At 65.9% G+C, this 17,887-nt stretch carries 16 protein-coding genes and 1 tRNA gene; 7 read left to right on the top strand and 10 right to left on the bottom strand.

What is annotated here, in order from left to right:
* Nucleotides 1-60: 60 nt before the first annotated feature.
* From tig to V9L20_RS18545, 5 genes are all read right to left on the bottom strand, one after another.
* A complete protein-coding gene (gene tig / locus V9L20_RS18525) occupies nucleotides 61-1,377 on the bottom strand; it encodes a trigger factor (protein WP_126749560.1) in 1,317 nt (438 codons plus the stop codon).
* 26 nt (nucleotides 1,378-1,403) lie between these two features.
* Nucleotides 1,404-1,490, bottom strand: a tRNA-Leu gene (locus V9L20_RS18530).
* Between the two features lie 122 nt (nucleotides 1,491-1,612).
* Nucleotides 1,613-4,768 (bottom strand): efflux RND transporter permease subunit, encoded by a 3,156-nt coding sequence (locus V9L20_RS18535; protein ID WP_337297683.1) that lies wholly within the window; start codon nucleotides 4,766-4,768, stop codon nucleotides 1,613-1,615.
* Nucleotides 4,765-5,964: an efflux RND transporter periplasmic adaptor subunit gene (locus V9L20_RS18540; protein WP_337297684.1), complete on the bottom strand. Its 1,200-nt coding sequence runs from the start codon at nucleotides 5,962-5,964 to the stop codon at nucleotides 4,765-4,767. Before V9L20_RS18540 ends, V9L20_RS18535 begins: the two co-directional genes overlap by 4 nt.
* A gap of 110 nt (nucleotides 5,965-6,074) precedes the next feature.
* Nucleotides 6,075-7,997: a potassium transporter Kup gene (locus V9L20_RS18545; RefSeq protein ID WP_443098600.1), complete on the bottom strand. Its 1,923-nt coding sequence runs from the start codon at nucleotides 7,995-7,997 to the stop codon at nucleotides 6,075-6,077.
* 72 nt (nucleotides 7,998-8,069) lie between these two features.
* On the opposite strand from V9L20_RS18545, the gene hpnC reads away from it, so the two are divergent.
* Genes hpnC through V9L20_RS18575 form a run of 6 tightly spaced genes read left to right on the top strand, consistent with a single transcriptional unit; the run spans nucleotide 8,070 to nucleotide 12,551 of the window.
* Nucleotides 8,070-8,978, top strand: a complete 909-nt coding sequence (hpnC, locus tag V9L20_RS18550) for a squalene synthase HpnC (RefSeq protein WP_443098602.1) — start codon at nucleotides 8,070-8,072, stop codon at nucleotides 8,976-8,978.
* Complete coding sequence (gene hpnD, locus V9L20_RS18555) at nucleotides 8,978-9,817, top strand: presqualene diphosphate synthase HpnD (protein ID WP_337297685.1); 840 nt, start codon at nucleotides 8,978-8,980, stop codon at nucleotides 9,815-9,817. The genes hpnC and hpnD overlap by 1 nt, the downstream gene beginning before the upstream one ends.
* 13 nt (nucleotides 9,818-9,830) lie before the next feature.
* Nucleotides 9,831-10,646 (top strand): hypothetical protein, encoded by an 816-nt coding sequence (locus tag V9L20_RS18560; protein ID WP_337297686.1) that lies wholly within the window; start codon nucleotides 9,831-9,833, stop codon nucleotides 10,644-10,646.
* Complete coding sequence (gene hpnE / locus V9L20_RS18565; protein ID WP_337297687.1) at nucleotides 10,643-11,905, top strand: hydroxysqualene dehydroxylase HpnE; 1,263 nt, start codon at nucleotides 10,643-10,645, stop codon at nucleotides 11,903-11,905. The genes V9L20_RS18560 and hpnE overlap by 4 nt, the downstream gene beginning before the upstream one ends.
* Nucleotides 11,902-12,204, top strand: a complete 303-nt coding sequence (locus V9L20_RS18570) for a hypothetical protein (protein WP_337297688.1) — start codon at nucleotides 11,902-11,904, stop codon at nucleotides 12,202-12,204. The genes hpnE and V9L20_RS18570 overlap by 4 nt, the downstream gene beginning before the upstream one ends.
* Nucleotides 12,205-12,245: 41 nt before the next feature.
* Nucleotides 12,246-12,551 carry an NIPSNAP family protein gene (locus V9L20_RS18575; RefSeq protein ID WP_337297689.1) on the top strand — a complete coding sequence of 102 codons (306 nt, stop codon included), beginning with the start codon at nucleotides 12,246-12,248 and terminating at the stop codon, nucleotides 12,549-12,551.
* 9 nt (nucleotides 12,552-12,560) lie between these two features.
* Here the strand turns inward: V9L20_RS18575 and V9L20_RS18580 are convergent, their stop codons facing one another.
* On the bottom strand, nucleotides 12,561-13,292 hold the full coding sequence (locus V9L20_RS18580) for an HAD family hydrolase (protein WP_258506880.1): 732 nt from the start codon (nucleotides 13,290-13,292) through the stop codon (nucleotides 12,561-12,563).
* A 15-nt stretch (nucleotides 13,293-13,307) separates the two neighbouring features.
* Here V9L20_RS18580 and hemH point away from each other — a divergent pair, with 15 nt between their 5' ends.
* Complete coding sequence (gene hemH, locus V9L20_RS18585) at nucleotides 13,308-14,342, top strand: ferrochelatase (RefSeq protein WP_337297690.1); 1,035 nt, start codon at nucleotides 13,308-13,310, stop codon at nucleotides 14,340-14,342.
* Between the two features lie 28 nt (nucleotides 14,343-14,370).
* Here the strand turns inward: hemH and V9L20_RS18590 are convergent, their stop codons facing one another.
* Genes V9L20_RS18590 through V9L20_RS18605 form a run of 4 tightly spaced genes read right to left on the bottom strand, consistent with a single transcriptional unit; the run spans nucleotide 14,371 to nucleotide 17,880 of the window.
* Nucleotides 14,371-14,877 carry a DUF1993 domain-containing protein gene (locus V9L20_RS18590; RefSeq protein ID WP_258506893.1) on the bottom strand — a complete coding sequence of 169 codons (507 nt, stop codon included), beginning with the start codon at nucleotides 14,875-14,877 and terminating at the stop codon, nucleotides 14,371-14,373.
* A gap of 52 nt (nucleotides 14,878-14,929) precedes the next feature.
* A complete protein-coding gene (locus V9L20_RS18595) occupies nucleotides 14,930-15,820 on the bottom strand; it encodes an alpha/beta fold hydrolase (protein ID WP_337297691.1) in 891 nt (296 codons plus the stop codon).
* Nucleotides 15,817-16,884 carry a branched-chain amino acid ABC transporter permease gene (locus V9L20_RS18600; RefSeq protein ID WP_337297692.1) on the bottom strand — a complete coding sequence of 356 codons (1,068 nt, stop codon included), beginning with the start codon at nucleotides 16,882-16,884 and terminating at the stop codon, nucleotides 15,817-15,819. The genes V9L20_RS18595 and V9L20_RS18600 overlap by 4 nt, the downstream gene beginning before the upstream one ends.
* A gap of 12 nt (nucleotides 16,885-16,896) precedes the next feature.
* Nucleotides 16,897-17,880, bottom strand: a complete 984-nt coding sequence (locus tag V9L20_RS18605) for a branched-chain amino acid ABC transporter permease (protein WP_258506899.1) — start codon at nucleotides 17,878-17,880, stop codon at nucleotides 16,897-16,899.
* Nucleotides 17,881-17,887: the final 7 nt, after the last annotated feature.

Raw genomic sequence — 17,887 nt, forward strand, 5'->3', positions numbered from 1 at the left:
GGGCTCGTGCCGTAAAGCACAAGCCCCATTGGCGTTGCGGGCGGCGGGCAGGCCCGGCGCTCAGCCTTGCTGCTGAGCCATCAACTCGTCGAACGACACCGACTTTTCGTTGACCTTGGCCTTGCTGAGCACGAATTCGGTCACGTTGTTCTCGATGACGACTGCCTCGACCTCGGCCAGGCGGTTGTTGTCGCTGAAATACCAGCGCACGACGTCAGCCGGCTTTTCGTAGCTGGCAGCCAGCTCGTCGATGTGGGCCTTGATCTGCTCGGGCTTGGCCTGCAGGTTGTTGGCACGCACCAGTTCGGCCACTACCAGGCCCAGGCGCACGCGGCGCTCGGCTTGCGGGCGGAACACTTCCTCGGGAATCGGCGCCTTGTCGGCATCCTTGATGCCGCGCTGCTTGAGCTCGGCGCGGGCGCCTTCGATCATGCGGTTCACTTCGGACTGCACGCTGGCGTTGGGCAGGTCGAGCTCGGCGTTGGCCACCAGCGCGTCCATCACGGCGTTCTTGTTGCGGGCCAGCAGGCGGAATTTCACTTCGCGCTCGAGGTTCTTCTTGATGTCGGCGCGCAGGCCCTCCACCGTGGCTTCGGCAATGCCGAGCGACTTGGCGAGCTGTTCGTTGACTTCAGGCAGGTGCGAAGCCTCGATCTTCTTCACGGTGACCATGAAGTCGGCTTGTTTGCCGGCCACGTCCTTGCCGTGGTAGTCCGCCGGGAACGACAGCGGGAAGGTGCGGCTGTCGCCGGACTTCATGCCGCGCACGGCGTCTTCGAATTCCTTCAGCATCTGGCCTTCGCCGACGATGAACTGGAAGTCTTCGGCCTTGCCGCCCTGGAAGGTCTCGCCGTCGATCTTGCCTTCGAAGTCGACCGTCACGCGGTCGTTGTCTTGCGCAACGGCGTCTTGTGCGCGCTGGGCGAAGGTGCGGCGCTGCTTGCGCAGGATGTCGAGCGTCTTGTCGATGGCGTCGTCGCCCACTTCGGCCGAGAGCTTCTCGACTTCGGCACCCGACAGGTCCTTGATCTTGACTTCGGGGAACACTTCGAACACCGCGTCGAAGGCGAGTTGGCCTTCGGGCGACTCTTCCTTCTCGGTGATGCGGGGCTGGCCGGCCACGCGTAGCTTGGCCTCGTTGGCGGCTTGCGAGAAGGCTTCACCGACCTTGTCGTTCATGACTTCGTAGTGCACCGAGTAACCGTAGCGCTGGGCCACGACATTCATTGGCACCTTGCCCGGACGGAAGCCATCCATCTTGACGGTGCGCGCGAGCTTCTTGAGGCGCGAATCGACTTCGGACTGGATGGTGCCGACCGGCAGGGTCAGCGTGATCTTGCGTTCGAGCTTCTCGAGAGTTTCAACGGTCACGGTCATGGTGTCTTCCTTGTGAGGGGTGTGGCTGGTGCGCGGGGCCGGACTCGAACCGGCACGTTCTTGCGAACGTCAGGACCTAAACCTGGTGCGTCTACCAATTTCGCCACCCGCGCTTGCCAAATTTTTTCAGGTGAATGCAAAGGCGGACGGCCCTGGTGCCACAGGCATCGATATCGTCGATATCGAATACCCGCCGCCCAAAGACCGTCCGCCTGAAATCGGTCAACCGCGTATTTTAAGCGCTAATCAGACCCTCTTGCGGCTCCCGCTTGACGCGGAATGCAGCGGCGTACATTGCCGGCAGCGCCAGCAGGGTCAATACGGTGGCCACGATCAGCCCGCCCATGATGGCAACCGCCATCGGCCCCCAGAACACGCTTCGCGAGAGCGGAATCATCGCCAGCACCGCCGCCGCCGCGGTCAGCACGATGGGGCGCAGGCGCCGCACCGCCGACTCGACGATGGCGTCCCAGGCGGGCACGCCCGCCGCGCGGTCGCTCTCGATCTGGTCGATCAGGATCACCGCGTTGCGCTGGATCATGCCCATGAGCGCAATCACACCCAGCAGTGCGACGAAGCCGAACGGCCGGTTCAGCAGCAGCAGTGCCCCGGCAACGCCGGCAATGCCCATGGGGCCGGTAATGAACACCAACAGAGAGCGGCTGAAGCTGTGCAGCTGCAGCATCAGCAGCGTGAACACCAGGAACAGCATGATCGGCACGCCCGCCACGATGGAAGCCGAACCCTTGCTGCTTTCCTCCACGGCGCCCGCCACCTCGATGCGGTAGGCGCCCTCGCCCGCTGCATGCCAGCCGGCTTCGAGCTTGCGCAGCTGCGGGAGCAACTGCTCGGTGACCGTGGCGCCCTGCAGCCCTTCGACCACGTCGCCCTGCACCGTAATGGCGTAGTCGCGGTTCTCGCGCCACATCACGCCCGGCTCCCAGGTGAAGACCGGCCGCGCGATCTGCGTGAGCGGAATCGAACGCCCGGAGGTCGTCGGCAGGTAGGCGTTGCCGATGTCCGAAATGGCCTCGCGCTCGTCGGCCGACTGGCGCAGCACGATGTCGATCAGCAGATCGTTCTCGCGGTACTGGCCCACCGTGGTGCCGGAGAACATCGTCTTGGAAGCCTGGGCAATCGCCTGGCTGGTCACGCCGAGCGCGCGCGCCTTGGCCTGGTCGACCTCGAGCCGGATCACCTTGACCGACTCGTTCCAGTTGTCGTTCACGCCGCGCATGTTGGCGTTCTCGCGCAACACGGCCTTCACCTCATCGGCATGCGCGCGCAGCTGGGCGGGGTCGGTGCCGATCACGCGGAACTGCACCGGATACGGCACCGGCGGCCCATTGGGCAGCAGCTTCACGCGGCCGCGCACTTCCGGAAACTCCTCCGCCAGCAGCGCAGGCAGCTTGATGCGCAGGCTTTCACGCACCTTCAGGTCCTTGGCCAGCACGATGAGCTGCGACACGTTGGTCTGCGGAAACACCTGGTCCAGCGGCAGGTAGAAGCGCGGCACGCCGGAGCCGATCCAGGTGCTGACCGTCTTCACGCCCTCTTCCTTCATGATGCGCTGCTCGACGCGCTTGGCAACCTCTTCGTTCGCGGGGAACGAGGTGCCCTCCGGGAACCAGATGTCCACCATGATCTCGGGCCGGCTCGAATCCGGGAAGAACTGCTGCTGCACCTTGCCCATGCCGACGATGCCCAGCGCAAAAATCAGCACGGTAGCGCCGATGGTCAGCCAGCGGTGCTGCACGCACCAGTTCACCGTGCGGCGAAAGCTGTTGTAGAACCGGGTGTCGAACAGCTCATGCGGCGGCGCGTCCGGGTCGTGCGGCTTGACCTTGAGCAGCAGCGTGCCCAGGTAAGGCACGAAGTACACCGACACGATCCACGACAGCACCAGCGCAATGACGGTCACCGCGAAGATGGCGAAGGTGTATTCACCCGTCACCGACTTGGCAATGCCGATGGGCAGGAAGCCCGCGGCGGTGATGAGCGTGCCGGTGAGCATGGGCTTGGCGGTGACGTCGTAGGCAAAGGTGGCGGCGCGCACCTTGTCGTAGCCCTCTTCCATCTTCCGCACCATCATTTCGACCGCGATGATCGCATCGTCCACCAGGAGGCCGAGCGCAATGATCAGCGACCCCAGCGATATCTTGTGCAGCCCGATGCCGAAGTAGTTCATGGCCAGGAACGTGACGGCCAGCACCAGCGGAATGGTGATGGCCACCACCAGCCCCGGGCGGATGTCGATGTACCAGCCCAGGCGCCCGCCCTTGTGCAGGCCGAGCGAGATGATGCTCACGGCCAGCACGATGGCCACGGCCTCGATCAGCACGCCGACGAATTCATTGACCGAGCTGGCCACCGACACCGGCTGGTCCTGCACCTGCGCCAGCTTCACGCCGGCCGGCAGGCGCTGGTCGATCTGCTTGGTGGTGGCGCGCAACGCCTCGCCCAGCGCGATGATGTCGCCGCCCTTGGTCATCGAGACGCCCAGCGCAATGACTTCCTTGCCCTGGTGATGCACCTTCACGGCCGGCGGGTCGACATAACCGCGGCGAATTTCGGCGATGTCGCCGAGCTTCAGCTGGTTGCCCGAACTGCCGCGGATCGGCATCTCGCGCAGTTGCTCCACGCTGGTGAACTGCCCCGCCACGCGCACCTGCACCACGTCGAGCGGCGACTGGATCGTGCCCGCGCTTTCCACCGCGTTTTGCGAACCGAGCTGCGCGAGCACGGCGTTGAAGTCGAGCCCCAGCTGCGCCACGCGCTTCTGCGAAATCTCGACGTACACCTTTTCGTCTTGCACGCCGAACTGGTCGACCTTGGCAACGTCTTTCACGCGCAGCAATTGCTGGCGCACTTCGTCGGCCAGGGTCTTGAGTTCGGCGTAGCTGAAGCCTTCGCTCTCCAGCGCGTAGATCACGCCATACACATCGCCGAAGTCGTCATTGAAGAACGGGCCCTGCACGCCCGGCGGCAGCGTGTTGCGCATGTCGCCGATCTTCTTGCGCACCGTGTACCAGACGTTGGCCACGTCGGCGGCTTTGGACGAATCCTTGATCTGGAAAATGATCTGGGACTCGCCAGGCTTCGAGTAGCTGCGGATCTTGTCGGCGTAGGGTGCCTCCTGCAGCGTGCGCTCGAGCTTGTCGGTGACCTGCTCGGCCACCTGCTGCGCTGTGGCGCCGGGCCAGTAGGTGCGCACCACCATGGCACGGAAGGTGAACGGCGGGTCTTCGTCCTGTCCGAGCTCAAAGTAGGCAAAGGCCCCCAGCACCATCAGCACCACCATGAGGTAGCGCGTGAGCGGCGCGTGGTCCAGCGCCCATTTGGAGAGATTGAAGCCCGCGGGCTTGTCGGTGGTTGCTGCGCCTTCCGTCATTTGGAAGCACCTGCAGCGATCTCCTTCTTCGTGGCCGCAACCGGTTCGACGGGCTTCGCCGACTCGTTGGTATTGGCGTTGGCGGCCGCGGCTGCAGCCTCCTTCGACTGGTAGATGGTGACCTTCTGCCCAGGCGAAAGCACATGCACGCCCGCGGCGACGACCATCATGCCGGGAGCAAGTCCGCCGCCGATCACGGCCTCATTGCCGTCGGCCGTGGCAACCTGCACCGGCTGCGAGCGCACCGTCATCGTTGCCTTGTCCAGCACCCACACCGCGGTGCCCTTGCCCTCCTGGCGCAACGCGCTGGTCGGCAGCTTGATGACCGCGCCGCCCGCACGCGCCAGCGCCTGCGGACGCGCATAGACCGTGGCGCCGAGCGCCGGCGAGGTTGCCGCATCGATCGATACCTTGACCGAGTAGGTGCGCGTCACCGCGTCGGCGCTGGCCGCCACTTCACGCACCTGGCCCTGCAGCTCGTTGCCGCCCGACCAGCCGCGCACCATGACCGGCGAGCCAGGCTTGATCAGCGCGGCCCGGTCTTCGGGCACCGCAAACACCACGTCGCGGGCGCCGTCCTGCGCGATGCGAACGACGGGCGTACCGGCCTGCACCACCTGGCCCGGCTCGGCTTCGATCGCGGTAATGACGCCGGCCACGTCGGCCACCAGGGTCGTGTAGCTCGCCTGGTTACCTTGAGACGAAAGCTGCGCCTGTGCCTGTTCCAGCTGCGCCTGCGCGGCTTTCCAGGTGGACTCGCGGCGCTCGAGCTCGGCGCCGCTGATGAAGTTTTGCGACCTCAACTCGGTGTAGCGCTTGAGATCGGCCGCCGCAAGATCGCGGTTGGTCTGCGCCGCGGCCAACTGGGCGCGCGCCGCTTCGGCTGCGAGCCTGTAGTCCTGCGGATCGAGTTGCGCGAGCACTTGCCCCGCCTGCACGTGCTGGCCCAGTTCCGCCTGGCGCTTGATGATCTTGCCCGCCACGCGAAACCCCAAGCGCGATTCGACACGCGCCCGCACCTCGGCCGAGAATTCGGGCTGGGCGTCGAAGTCGCTGGTGCCGACGGTCACCAGCTTGACCGCGCGCACAGGTTCCTCGGCCGGCTTCGACTGCGAACAGCCGGCCAGGAACAAGGCGGGAAGCAGTAGCCAGGCGGCACCGCGGGCAAGAGGAGAGAGGCCGGAAGAGGCGGTCATGAGACACCCTAGAAAGGTCGAACCGGGCCAATTACTGACCCACCGGTTAGTAATCTAGGGTAAACCTCAAGCACTGTCAATCGCGGCGTGACAGTCCGGCCAGCTTCGCCCTAGGTTCGCTGCCCCATTTCCACCAGCCGGTTGCCCGGAATCTCGAAATAGTCGGACGCGCGACCCGCGTTGCGCTGCAGCCAACCGAAAAGCGCGCGCCGCACCGGGTTCAAGCCCGGCAGGTTTTCTTCTCCGACCGAGGCGCGCGAAACGAAATACGAGGTCTTCATCGAGTCGATGGCCAATGCCTTCTGGTAGGCCAGGATGCGGATGAATTCGGGCACGTCGGGCCGCTCCATGAAGCCGTGGCGCGCGGTAACCACCCAGATGCCCGTCATCAAGGACTCGGCCTCGATACGCATGCGAGCCTCCACGCGGGGCGTGTCGCAGGCCAGCACCCGCAGCACGATCACCTGCTCGTGCAGCACCTGGTTGTGCTTGAGGTTGTGAAGCAAGGCGTGCGGCACCGAAGCCGCATCGGCATTCAGGAACACCGCCGTGCCGCTCACTCGGTGCGGCATGTGCAGCGCGAGCGACTCGAAGAACGGCTTGAGCGGCAGGCTTTCGGCCGCTGCGGCTTCCAGCCCCAGACGGCGCCCCTTGGCCCAGGTGGTGAAAAGCACCATCACCCCGGCCGCCACCGCCAGCGTGAGCCAGCCGCCCTCGGCCACCTTGAGGCTGTTGGCCACCACGAAGGTCAGGTCGACCGCCGCAAAAGCCACAACGCCAAGCACGACCGCCACCCGGTTCCAGCGCCATACCCCCCAGGCCACGATCCCGGCCAAGAGCGTGGTGGTCACCATCGTGATCGACACCGCAATGCCGTAGGCCGCCGACAACGCGCCCGAACTGCGAAAGCCCAGCACCAGCAACAGCACCCCCACCATCAGCAGCCAGTTGACCGTCGGCACATAGATCTGGCCGATGGCGGAGCCCGAGGTCTGCACCACCCGCATGCGCGGCAGGTAGCCCATGCGCATGGCGTGCGCCGTGAGGGAAAAGGCGCCCGAGATGACGGCCTGGGAGGCAATCACTGTCGCCATCGCGGCAAGCACCACCATCGGCACCACGCCCCACGAAGGAAAGAGCCGGAAGAACGGGTTGTCGACGGCCGCGGGGTTTGCCAGCACCAGCGCGCCCTGCCCGAAATAGTTCAGCACCAGGCCCGGCAGCGCGATGAAAAGCCACGCGAGACGGATCGGCCTGGCCCCGAAGTGCCCCATGTCCGCATACAGCGCCTCGCCACCTGTGAAGGCAAGAAACACGGCGCCCAGAACCGCCAGCGACTGGACGCGATGCTCGACCAGAAAGCCCACCGCGCGCCCCGGGTGAAGCGCCGCCAGCACCTGCGGGTTCTGCAGCACCTGCCAGCCCCCCGCGAGCGCGAGCACCAGAAACCACAGCAGCATGACGGGCCCGAAGACCTTGCCCACCACGCCGGTCCCTTTGCGCTGAACCGCAAAGAGCCCGACCAGGATGACGATGGTGATCGGAATCACCGCCCGCTGCAGAACCGGCGCCTGCACGTCCAGCCCCTCGACCGCCGACAGCACCGAGATGGCCGGTGTGATCAGGGTGTCGCCATAGAACATGGCCGCTCCCAGCAGGCCGAAGATCCCGATGGTGTTCCACACCCACGGCCGGGCGCGGGGACCCGCGGTCGCGCTGCGCGCAAGCGCCTGCAGCGCGAGGATGCCGCCCTCGCCGTCGTGGTCGGCGCGCAGCACGAACACCACGTACTTGAGCGTCACCACGAACATCAGCCCCCAGAAGATGAGCGAGAGCAGCCCCAGCACCGCATCGGGCGTGAACGCCACGCCGTGCTCGGGGTTCAGCGTTTCCTTGAAGGCATAGAGCGGCGAAGTGCCGATGTCGCCGAACACCACGCCCAGCGCGGCAATCATCAGGCCGGGCCCTGCCGGATGAGGCGCCTTGCCGGGCGCTGGTGTCGGGGCAGAGGGAGCCGGTGCCGATGGATTCATGAAAGCAGGAACTTGGTGATGGCGACATCATGAGCATAGTCCGCGGCCTCGGTCGTCGCGGACAATCGCCGCGTGTCCGCACCATCCCATATTGCCGCCCCGCCGGCACACTACGAAAACTTTCCCGTGGCCTCATGGCTGTGCCCGCCACACCTGCGCGCGCCGATTGCCGCCATCTACCACTTCGCCCGGACCGCCGACGACATCGCCGACGAAGGCGACGCCTCGCCCGGCGAGCGGCTGGCCGACCTGCACGCCTACCGCGACGAGCTCCGTGCCGCCGCCCTGGGCAGCGTGCCGCCCTCCTCGCGCTGGCCCGAGGTGTTCGGACCGCTCGCCTACAGCATTGCGCAGTTCGCATTGCCCGAAGACTTGCTGGCCGACCTGCTGAGCGCCTTCATCCAGGACATCGAGAAAACCCGCGACGGCGGAACCTACGCCGACCGCGCCGAACTGCTCGACTACTGCCGCCGCTCCGCCAACCCCGTCGGCCGCCTGCTGCTGCATCTTTATGGCGTGAACGATGCGCAGGCGCTGGCGCAGAGCGACGCCATCTGCAGCGCGCTGCAACTCATCAATTTCTGGCAGGACCCGAGCGTGGACCTGCCACGCCGCCGCTTCTACTTTCCACTCACCGATTGCTCCCGGCGCGGCCTCACGCGCGAGAGCTTCAAGGTCTTCGCGCCCCTGGCCGATGCGCCACCTCCTCAGGAAGCCGTCAACCTCATCGCCGTCGAAAGCGCATGGGCGCGCGAACTGATGACACAGGGTGCATCGCTGGTCCACCGGCTGCCGGGCCGCACCGGCTGGGAGTTGCGCTTCGTCGTGCAGGGGGGCCTCCGCATTCTCGACAAGATCGAAGACCTGGGCTTCGACACCTTTTCGCAGCGCCCCAAGATCGGCAAGACCGACGCCCCGCTGCTGGTGTGGCGGGCCCTGCGGATGCGGAGACAATTGCCGCCCATGAAAGCGCTCCCCTGATGACTCCCGAGCAATACGTACAAGACAAGGCCGCCGCTTCGGGCAGCAGTTTCTATTACGCCTTCCTGTTCCTGCCCAAGCCGCGCCGCGCAGCCATCACGGCGTTCTACGCCTTCTGCCGCGAGATCGACGACGTGGTCGACGAGGTCAGCGACCCCGGCGTGGCCGCGACCAAGCTCGCCTGGTGGCGCACCGAGGTGGCGCAGTCTTTCTCGAGCCCGCCGCGGCACCCCGTGATGCAGGCGCTGGTGCCGCATGCCGCTGCCTACGGCATCGAGCCGCGGCAGCTCAACGAAGTGATCGACGGCTGCCAGATGGACCTCGACCAGACCCGGTACCTCGACTTTCCGGGCCTGGCGCGCTACTGCCACCTGGTGGCCGGCGTGGTCGGCGAGGTGGCCGCACGCATCTTCGGCCAGACCGATCCGCAGACCACCGCCTATGCGCACAAGCTCGGCCTGGCGCTGCAGCTCACCAACATCATTCGCGACGTGGGAGAAGACGCTTTGCGCGGGCGCATCTACCTGCCCGTGAACGAACTGCAGAAGTTCGACGTGAAGGCGCACGAAATTCTCAACCGCGTGCATTCGGAGCGCTTCGTCGCGCTGATGAAGTTCCAGGCCGAGCGCGCGCATGCGGCGTATGACGAAGCCCTCGCCCTCCTCCCCGCCGCCGACCGCCGCGCCCAGAAACCGGGCCTCATGATGGCCAGCATCTACCGCACGCTGCTGCGCGAGATCGAGCGCGACAACTTCCAGGTGCTGAACCAGCGCGTGAGCCTGACACCGGTGCGCAAGTTCTGGCTGGCGTGGAAGGTTCAGGCGCTGGGGCGCATCTAGCAACCACGCGCTCATGCCCGTCTCCCAACATTCGCATGTCGACCTGTTCAGGGCGATTCACGAATTTGACCCGGAAGCCGACCTGTTTCGGGAGTTGCTTCGCCCGTGGATCGACGAAGAGCGCGAATGGCTGACCGCTTTCGCACAACAGGCCTCGCCGGCCCCCATTGCTATAGAGGACTCCTGGCGCCTCTATGCACTCTCCAGAATCAACCAGGTCTTGTTGTTGGCTTTTCAGAAAGGAACACATGACAGCTGGGAAGGTCCGGCGCTCACGCTATCGGACTATCTGGCGTTCATGACCGGCATGGGGTGCCAGGTAGTCGAAGAGGCCGCCTATTCGCCCTTCTTTCATGAAATCGTCGAAGTTGTCGACGCCGACGGAACGCTGCCTCGCAAGGACTGCATCGATCTTGCCCGGGTGGATTGGCCGGCGCTGATGCTTGGATCCATGATGTTCTCGCGCGCAGGAGTCGCCGTATCGTGCATCCCCGGCATGTTGCAACCCGAGATCGCAACCTCTTCGACCCTGTATTGGACGCATAGACGCAAGTTCCGCCCTACGGCGGACCTCGCGAACGGTTGGGGCTCCAATTCCCAATGGAGAACGCAGTTCAGGCGCGACTACATCGTGGGAGACAAGCTGCTCTTCAATGCGGATGGAAAGTACGATTTGAACCACCGCGCCTTGCAGCCACTCGAGGATGAACTGACAAGGTCCGAGCGCATCGAGCTGCTTACACACGGCTGCTTCGTCAATTGCATCAAACCGGACGACGATCTGTTTCCCTACGACGACCGCGTCCTGCTCCCGCGCGACTTTCAATGAAGACGATCGCCGTCATCGGCGCCGGCTGGGCCGGCCTCGCCTGCGCCGTCGAGGCCACGCGCCTCGGCCATGCCGTCACGCTCTACGAAGCCGCGCACATGGCGGGCGGACGGGCGCGGCGGGTCGACAACATGCACGGAATGGCGCTCGACAACGGGCAGCACATTCTCATCGGCGCCTACACGGCCACGCTGAAGCTGATGCGCGATGTGGGCGTCGATGCAAGCAGTGCGCTGCTACGCATGCCGCTTTCGCTGCGCTTTGCCGACGGCGGCGGCTTGAAGCTGCCGCGGCTACCAGCGCCGCTCGACCTGCTGGCTGGCATCTTCAGCGCGCGCGGCTGGACATGGCGCGACAAATCCACCTTGCTGCGCACCGCCGTGCAATGGCGCCTCGGCGGATTCCGCTGCGCGCCCGGCACTACCGTTGGCGCGCTCTGCACCGGCCTTACGCCGCGCGTGATGCAGGAGCTGATCGAGCCGCTTTGCGTATCCGCCCTCAACACGCCGGTCGATCAATCGAGCGGAGAAGTGTTCCTGCGAGTGCTGCGCGACGCACTTTTCAGCGGCAGCGGCGGCGCCGACCTGCTGATTCCGCGTGTGGATCTGGGTGCGCTTTTTCCTGACGCGGCCTTGACGTGGCTCGCACAACACGGCGCCGCACTGCGCATCGGCACGCGCGTGCGCGCCATCTCGCGCCAAGGCGAGCAATGGCGCGTGGACGATGAGGGCTTCGACCAAGTCGTGCTCGCCTGCGCACCGTGGGACGCGGCCCGGCTCGTGCGCGCATCCGGCCTGCCGGCAGAGCGCTGGTGCGAAACCACCGAGGCCTTGCGCTTCGAAGCCATTGCCACCGTTTATGTGCGCGGCGCCACACCCCTTGCAGAGCCGATGCTTGCGCTGCGCAGCCATCCCGCCACGGCACCGGCGCAGTTCGTGTTCGATCGCACGCAACTCGGCGGGCCGGAGAGCGTGCTTGCCATGGTCGTGAGCGCGAATGAAACTCCGCGCGAGGCGCTGGAGCATCAGGTGATGGCCCAGGCAGCCGCACAGTTGGGACAGACCTCGCTGCAGCTCGTGCAGACCGTCGTCGAGAAACGCGCCACCTTCGCGTGCACGCCGGCGCTCGTACGGCCGCCTGCGAAAATCGCCCCCGGCCTACAGGCCTGCGGCGACTACACCGAGGGGCCCTACCCCGCCACGCTCGAAGGCGCGGTACTCAGCGGGCTCGCCGCCGCCAATGCCCTGAACACACCATGAACCACCTGCGTTATCTCGATTTCGACTACAGCGAAGACACCGAAGGCCACGGCACCTTCGATGCAATGGCCACGACGGTGCCCGCCAAGACGCGCGAGGTGCTTGCGGAGGTTGCGCAGGTGCTGGCCTGGGCCAACGCCACCTTCCCCAATGCGCAAGGCGCGCTGGAAGACGGAGCCGCCTGGGACTTCGACCTGCAGCAGACGAGCGAAGCGCCGGAGCTCGATACGGTGACCTTCTCGCTCAGCGGCACGGCCGATTTCTGCGCCGCGCTGCGCGAACAGTTCAAGCTGGACTGAAAAGTCCGATCGCCGACCCCAACCAGTTCACGGAAAGAACCATGGTCACCTGCTATCTCCGCTACATCGTCGATCCCTACAAGCTCAAGGAATTCGAGCACTACGGCAAGCTGTGGATTCCGCTGGTCGAGAAGTTCGGCGGTCAGCACCATGGCTACTTCCTGCCGTCGGAAGGCACCAACAATGTGGCGCTGGCGATGTTCAGCTTTCCGAGTCTGGCGGCCTACGAGCAGTACCGGGCCGATTCGATGCAAGACCCCGAATGCCAGGCCGCATTCAGGTACGCCGAAGATACGCGCTGCATCGTGAGCTACGAGCGCAGCTTCTTCCGGCCCGTGTTTTCGTAAAGCGGGAGTTCAGGCGCCGAGCGCCACGCACAAGGCGTGCAGGTTCGGCACGATCAGCTGCGGCCGTGCACCGTGCACCCACGGGCGCTCGTCGCGCACCAGCCAGGCCGCCTGCATGCCGGCGTTGAGCGCGCCCACCACGTCCAGCTCCGCGTCGTCGCCCACATGAAGCACGTCTTTCGGCAGCAGGCCCACCGACGCGGCCGCGGCGCGGAAGATCGGAGCATGCGGCTTGCCGCTGCCGAACGCGCGCGCGTTGAAGGCGGTGCGAAACCAGCGGCCGACACCGGTCAGATGGATGTCGGCATTGCCGTTCGACACCGCCACCAGCGGGTAGCGTTCGCTCAGCCACTTGAGGGCGGGCAGCGCGTCTTCGTACAGCGTCACGCGCTGCCTTTCGGCAAAGAAGGCGTCGAAGGCCGGGTCGGCCAGCGCCGGGTCTTCGCCCGAGCGCTTCAGCGCCGTGCGAATCGATTCGCGGCGCAGCGCGCTCAGGTCGTGCGCCAGGTCTGAACGCTCCTTGGCGGTGGCTTCGCGCAGTTCGCGCAAGATGCCTGGCGTCAGCAGCAGCGAGGCGGTCTTGGGTGCCTCGCGCAACAGCCACTCCTGCAGCACGGTCTCGGCACGCTCGATGGTCGGCCAGATCGGCCACAGGGTGTCGTCCAGGTCGAGCGAGATCGCGGCGATGCGCTTGATATCGAGGGGCGCGGCGTTCGCGAGCGCCGTGGAAGCGGAGGTCATGCCCGAGAATATCGCATGCCTCAAGACAACACGAACGACAGTTCCATCGCCGGGCGCACCGCCGTGCTCTGGTGCAACCTGGGCTCACCCGACGCGCCCACCGCGGCCGCCGTTCGGCCCTACCTTGCGGAGTTTCTCGGCGATCCGCGCGTGGTCGAGATTCCCAGGCTGGTGTGGGCGTTGATCCTGCACGGCATCATCCTTCGCGTGCGGCCCGCCAAGTCGGCCGCCAAGTACGCGAGCATCTGGATGCCGGAGGGCTCGCCGCTCAAGGTGTGGACGCAAAGGCAGGCCACGCTGCTGGCCGGCTGGCTCGGTGAACGCGGCCACCGTGTGACGGTGCGCGACGCCATGCGATACGCCAGCCCGTCTATCGCCTCGCGTCTCGATGCGCTGCAGGCCGAAGGCGCCACGCGTGTGCTGGTGCTGCAGGCCTACCCGCAGTATTCGGCCACCACGACGGCCAGCGTGATCGATGCGGTGAACGACTGGAGCCGCCGCCAGCGGCGCATTCCGGAGTTCCGCTTCGTCAACCAGTACCACGACGACCCGACCTACATCGAGGCGCTTGCGTCGGGTATCGAGCAGCACTGGAAGAAAGAAGGCCGCGGCGAAGTCTTGCTGATGAGCTTCCATGGCATTCCGGCGCGCAACATCGAACTCGGCGACCCCTACCAGGCGCAGTGCCTCGAAACCGCGCGCCTGCTTGCGGCACGGCTCGGCCTCTCCGCGGCCCAGCATCGCGTGACCTTCCAGTCGCGCTTCGGGCGCGCCAAATGGCTCGAGCCCTACACCGAGCCCACGTTGCGCGAGCTCGGCGCGAGCGGCGTGAAGCGCGTCGACGTGGTGTGCCCGGGCTTTCCGGCCGACTGCCTCGAAACGCTGGAAGAAATTGCCATGGAGGGCCGCGAAGCCTTCATGCATGCAGGCGGCGAGGCCTTCAGCTACATCCCGTGCCTGAACGACAGCCCCGCGTGGATCACCGCGCTGGCGGGTATTGCCGAACGCAACCTGGCGGGCTGGCCGACGCAGCGGCCCGCCGGCATCTGAGAACGCTGGAACTCAGGAAGGCCCGCGCCTAGAACTTGCCCAGGTAGTCCATCTTGCCGATCGGCATGCCAGTGTGGCGCAGCACGCCATAGGCCGTGGTCACGTGGAAGAAGAAGTTGGGCAGTGCGAACTGGAGCAGGTAGCGCTGAGCGGTGAAATGCGCTTCGCCTTCGCGGGCCTTGATGGTCACGGGGCGTTCTTCGTGGCCGTCGATCAGCGCGCGGTCTACGCTTGCGAGAAAGTCCTGCGTCTTCACGATGCGCGCCAGCAGCTCGTCGTAAGTCTTTTCCTCATCGGGAAAGCTCGGTGCCGTGATGCCGGCGATGCGGGCCACGCCGAGCTTCGAGGCATCGCTCGCGCGCTGGATCTGGCCGGCCAGCGTGAGCATGTCCGGCGCGAGCCTGGCATCCACCAGCGTTGCGGGATCGATGTCGTTGGCCTTGGCATGCGCCAGGCTCTTTTCGAGCAGATGGGTGAGCTGGCCGAGCCCGCGGGAGAAGACCGGCACGGAGAGGTCGTACATCGAAAGCGCCATGGCGTTAGTCCTTGTGGTTGGAATCGGCGGCGATTGTCTCGCCGACTCGCCACTAGCGACCGGCGGCTCGAATAAACCCTTCAATGAGCTCCAGTTGTTCCGGCACGTTGAGCGCGGGCGCGTGGCCGCACCCCTGGATTTCGACCACTTGCAGCCGGCCCGAAATGCCCGGCCCTCTTTGCTGCATCTGCTGCGTGACCTCGGGCAGCACCAGGTCCGACTCGGCGCCGCGAAGGCACAGCACCGGTACGTCGATGACGTCGTAGTGCGGCCAGATCAGGTAGTCGTTGTCATGCGCGCTGAACTGCCGGACCATGGCCGGGTCGTAGTGCGGCGTCACGCGGCCGTCGGGCAGGCGGCGAGTAGAGCTCTCGGCAAGGCGGCGCCACTGCGCATCGCTGAGCCAGCCGAACGGCTTGTAGACGGTGCGAAAGAAAAGCTCGAGCTCGGCCACCGTGTCGAATGCGGGCGGCTCGCCGGCATAGGCACGGATGCGCTCGATGGCCGCCTGTGCCAGCTGAGGCGCGTTGTCGTTGAGCACCAGGCTCGCAATGCGCCCCCTCATCCGCGGCTCGAACAGGCCTGAAGCGCACACCGTGCCGATGGCGCCGCCCATGGAGGTGCCGACCCAGTGCACCCGGCCCAGGCGCAGCTCGTCGCACAGCGCGCCGGCAAGGCGCGCGTAGAACGAAAGCTGGTATTCCTCGTCCGGCAGCGGGCTCCATTGGCTCAGGCCCCGGCCGATGGTGTCGGGGCAGATCACGCGGAAGCCGCGCGCGGCAAAGTGCCGGGCCAGCTCGTCCATGTCGCGGCAGGTGCGTGCCAGGCCGTGCCACGCAATGATCACCGGCGCATCGGGCGCGCCCCAATCGAGCCAATGAATCTCGCGGCCCGCGAGCTGCGCATAGCGGGAGACGACCGGAACCGAAAGATCGTTGCTCATCGCGCAGCCCTCGCCCTGAGCTTGCCGACGATGCCGGTCGGAAAGTAATACACCGAGAGCACGAACAGCACGCCCAGCCACAGCAGCCATCGGTCGGGCGACAGCAGCGCCGCAAGCCACGGCATTCCGCTCGCCGCCTCGCTGCCGACACGCAGCAGGTCCTGCAGGTAGCTTTGCGCCAGCACGAACAGCACCGCGCCGATGGCCGCGCCATACATGGTGCCCATCCCGCCGATCACCACGATCAACAGCACGTCGATCATGATCTCGAAGCTCAGCGACGTGTCGGGCCCGTTGTAGCGCAGCCAGATCGCGAGCATGGCGCCGGCCAGCGTGGCGAAGAGCGCCGACAGAACGGCCGCCGTGGTGCGGTACACCACCACGCGGTAGCCGATGGCTTCGGCACGAAATTCATTCTCGCGGATGGCCTGCAGCACACGGCCGAACGGCGAATTCACGATGCGCAGCAACGCCAACAGCAGCACCACCGCGGCCACGAACAGCAGGTAGTAGCACAGCAGCCGGCCATCGAGCGAAACGCCGAGAAAGGGCTCTTCGGAGAACTCGAAGCTCGGCGAAATCAGCTCGGGCAGCTTGAAGGTCAGCCCGTCCTCGCCGCCTGTGAAGTCCGAGAGCTGCGAAGCCAGCGTCTGGAAAGCCGATGCCACCGCCAGCGTGATCATCGCGAAGAAGATGGCGCGCACCCTGAGCGAGAACAACCCGATGGCAAACGAGAGCACCAGCGAGATCGCGAGCGCCGCCCCCAGCCCTAGCAGCACCGCACCCCAGCTGGGCCCGAGCCGCGACGCCGAAATGGCGATGCCGTAGGCACCGATGCCGAAGAACATGGTGTGCGCAAAGCTCACGATGCCGGTGTAGCCCAGCAGCAAGTCGAAGCTCGCCACCAGCACCACGAACACCAGGATCTTGGCCGCGACACTGAGCGCCTTCACGCCCGGGAAGATGAAAGGCGCGAACGCCAGCGCAATGAACAGCGCCACCAGCAGCAGCGCCAGCAGGCGGCTTCGGGGCATGTCGTTGGAGAGAAGTCGTTTCAGGAACATGTCGCCTTCCCCTCAACGATTGGCCACGGGGTAGACCCCCTGCGGCCGCCAGAGCAGCACGGCCACCATCAGCAAGATGCTTGCAAACTGCGTGAGCGTGGGCAGCAGGAAGCCGATGTAGTTGGTCATGAGCCCCACCAGCAGCGCGCCGATGAGCGCCCCGCCCGTCGAGCCCAGTCCGCCGATGATGATCACGATGAAGATCAGGACGTTAACCTGCGCGCCCATCTGCGGCACCAGGTTCTGCTGGAACAGCCCCCACATCACGCCGCCCAGGCCGGCCAGCGCGCTGCCCACCACGAACACGCCGACGAACAGCCGGCCGATGCGGTAGCCGAGCGACTCGACCATTTCGCGGTCTTGCACGCCGGCACGGATCAACAGGCCGATCTTGGTGCGGCCGAGCGTCCATGCGAGCAGGCCGAACACCACCACGCCCACCGCCACCGCGAGCAGCCGGTATTTGCTGATGGCCGCATCGCCGATCAGCAGCGAGCCGCGCAGGGCTTCGGGCAGCGGCAGCGGCACCTGCGCGGGGCCCCAGATCACCTTGATCAGCTCCTCGCCGATGATCATGCCGCCCATGGTGATGAGGATCTGCTTCAGATGCTGGCCGTACACGGGCCGGACGATGAAGCGCTCGAACGCCAGCCCCACCGCGCCGGCCACCGCCATGGCCACCAGCATCGCGGGGAACACCGCGACGAGGTTGCGCCACAGCTCTTGCGAACCGGTCCAGTCGCCCATCAGGCCGAGCACGCTGCTCGCCACGAAGGCGCCGAGCGCAATGAACACGCCGTGGCCGAAGTTGAGCACGTCCATCAGGCCGAACACCAGCGTGAGGCCCGAGGCGATGATGAAGATGATCATGCCCATGGCCAGGCCCGCCACGGTGAGCGTGAGCCAGGTAGAGAAGGAGCCGGTGAGCGGCAGCGCTGCCAGCGCGAGGATGGGCGCGAGAAGCAGCGGCTTCCAGTCGAAGTCGAGTGCTTTCATGATCGCG

Source organism: Variovorax sp. CCNWLW225, from assembly GCF_037204045.1.
Lineage (GTDB): Bacteria > Pseudomonadota > Gammaproteobacteria > Burkholderiales > Burkholderiaceae_C > Variovorax.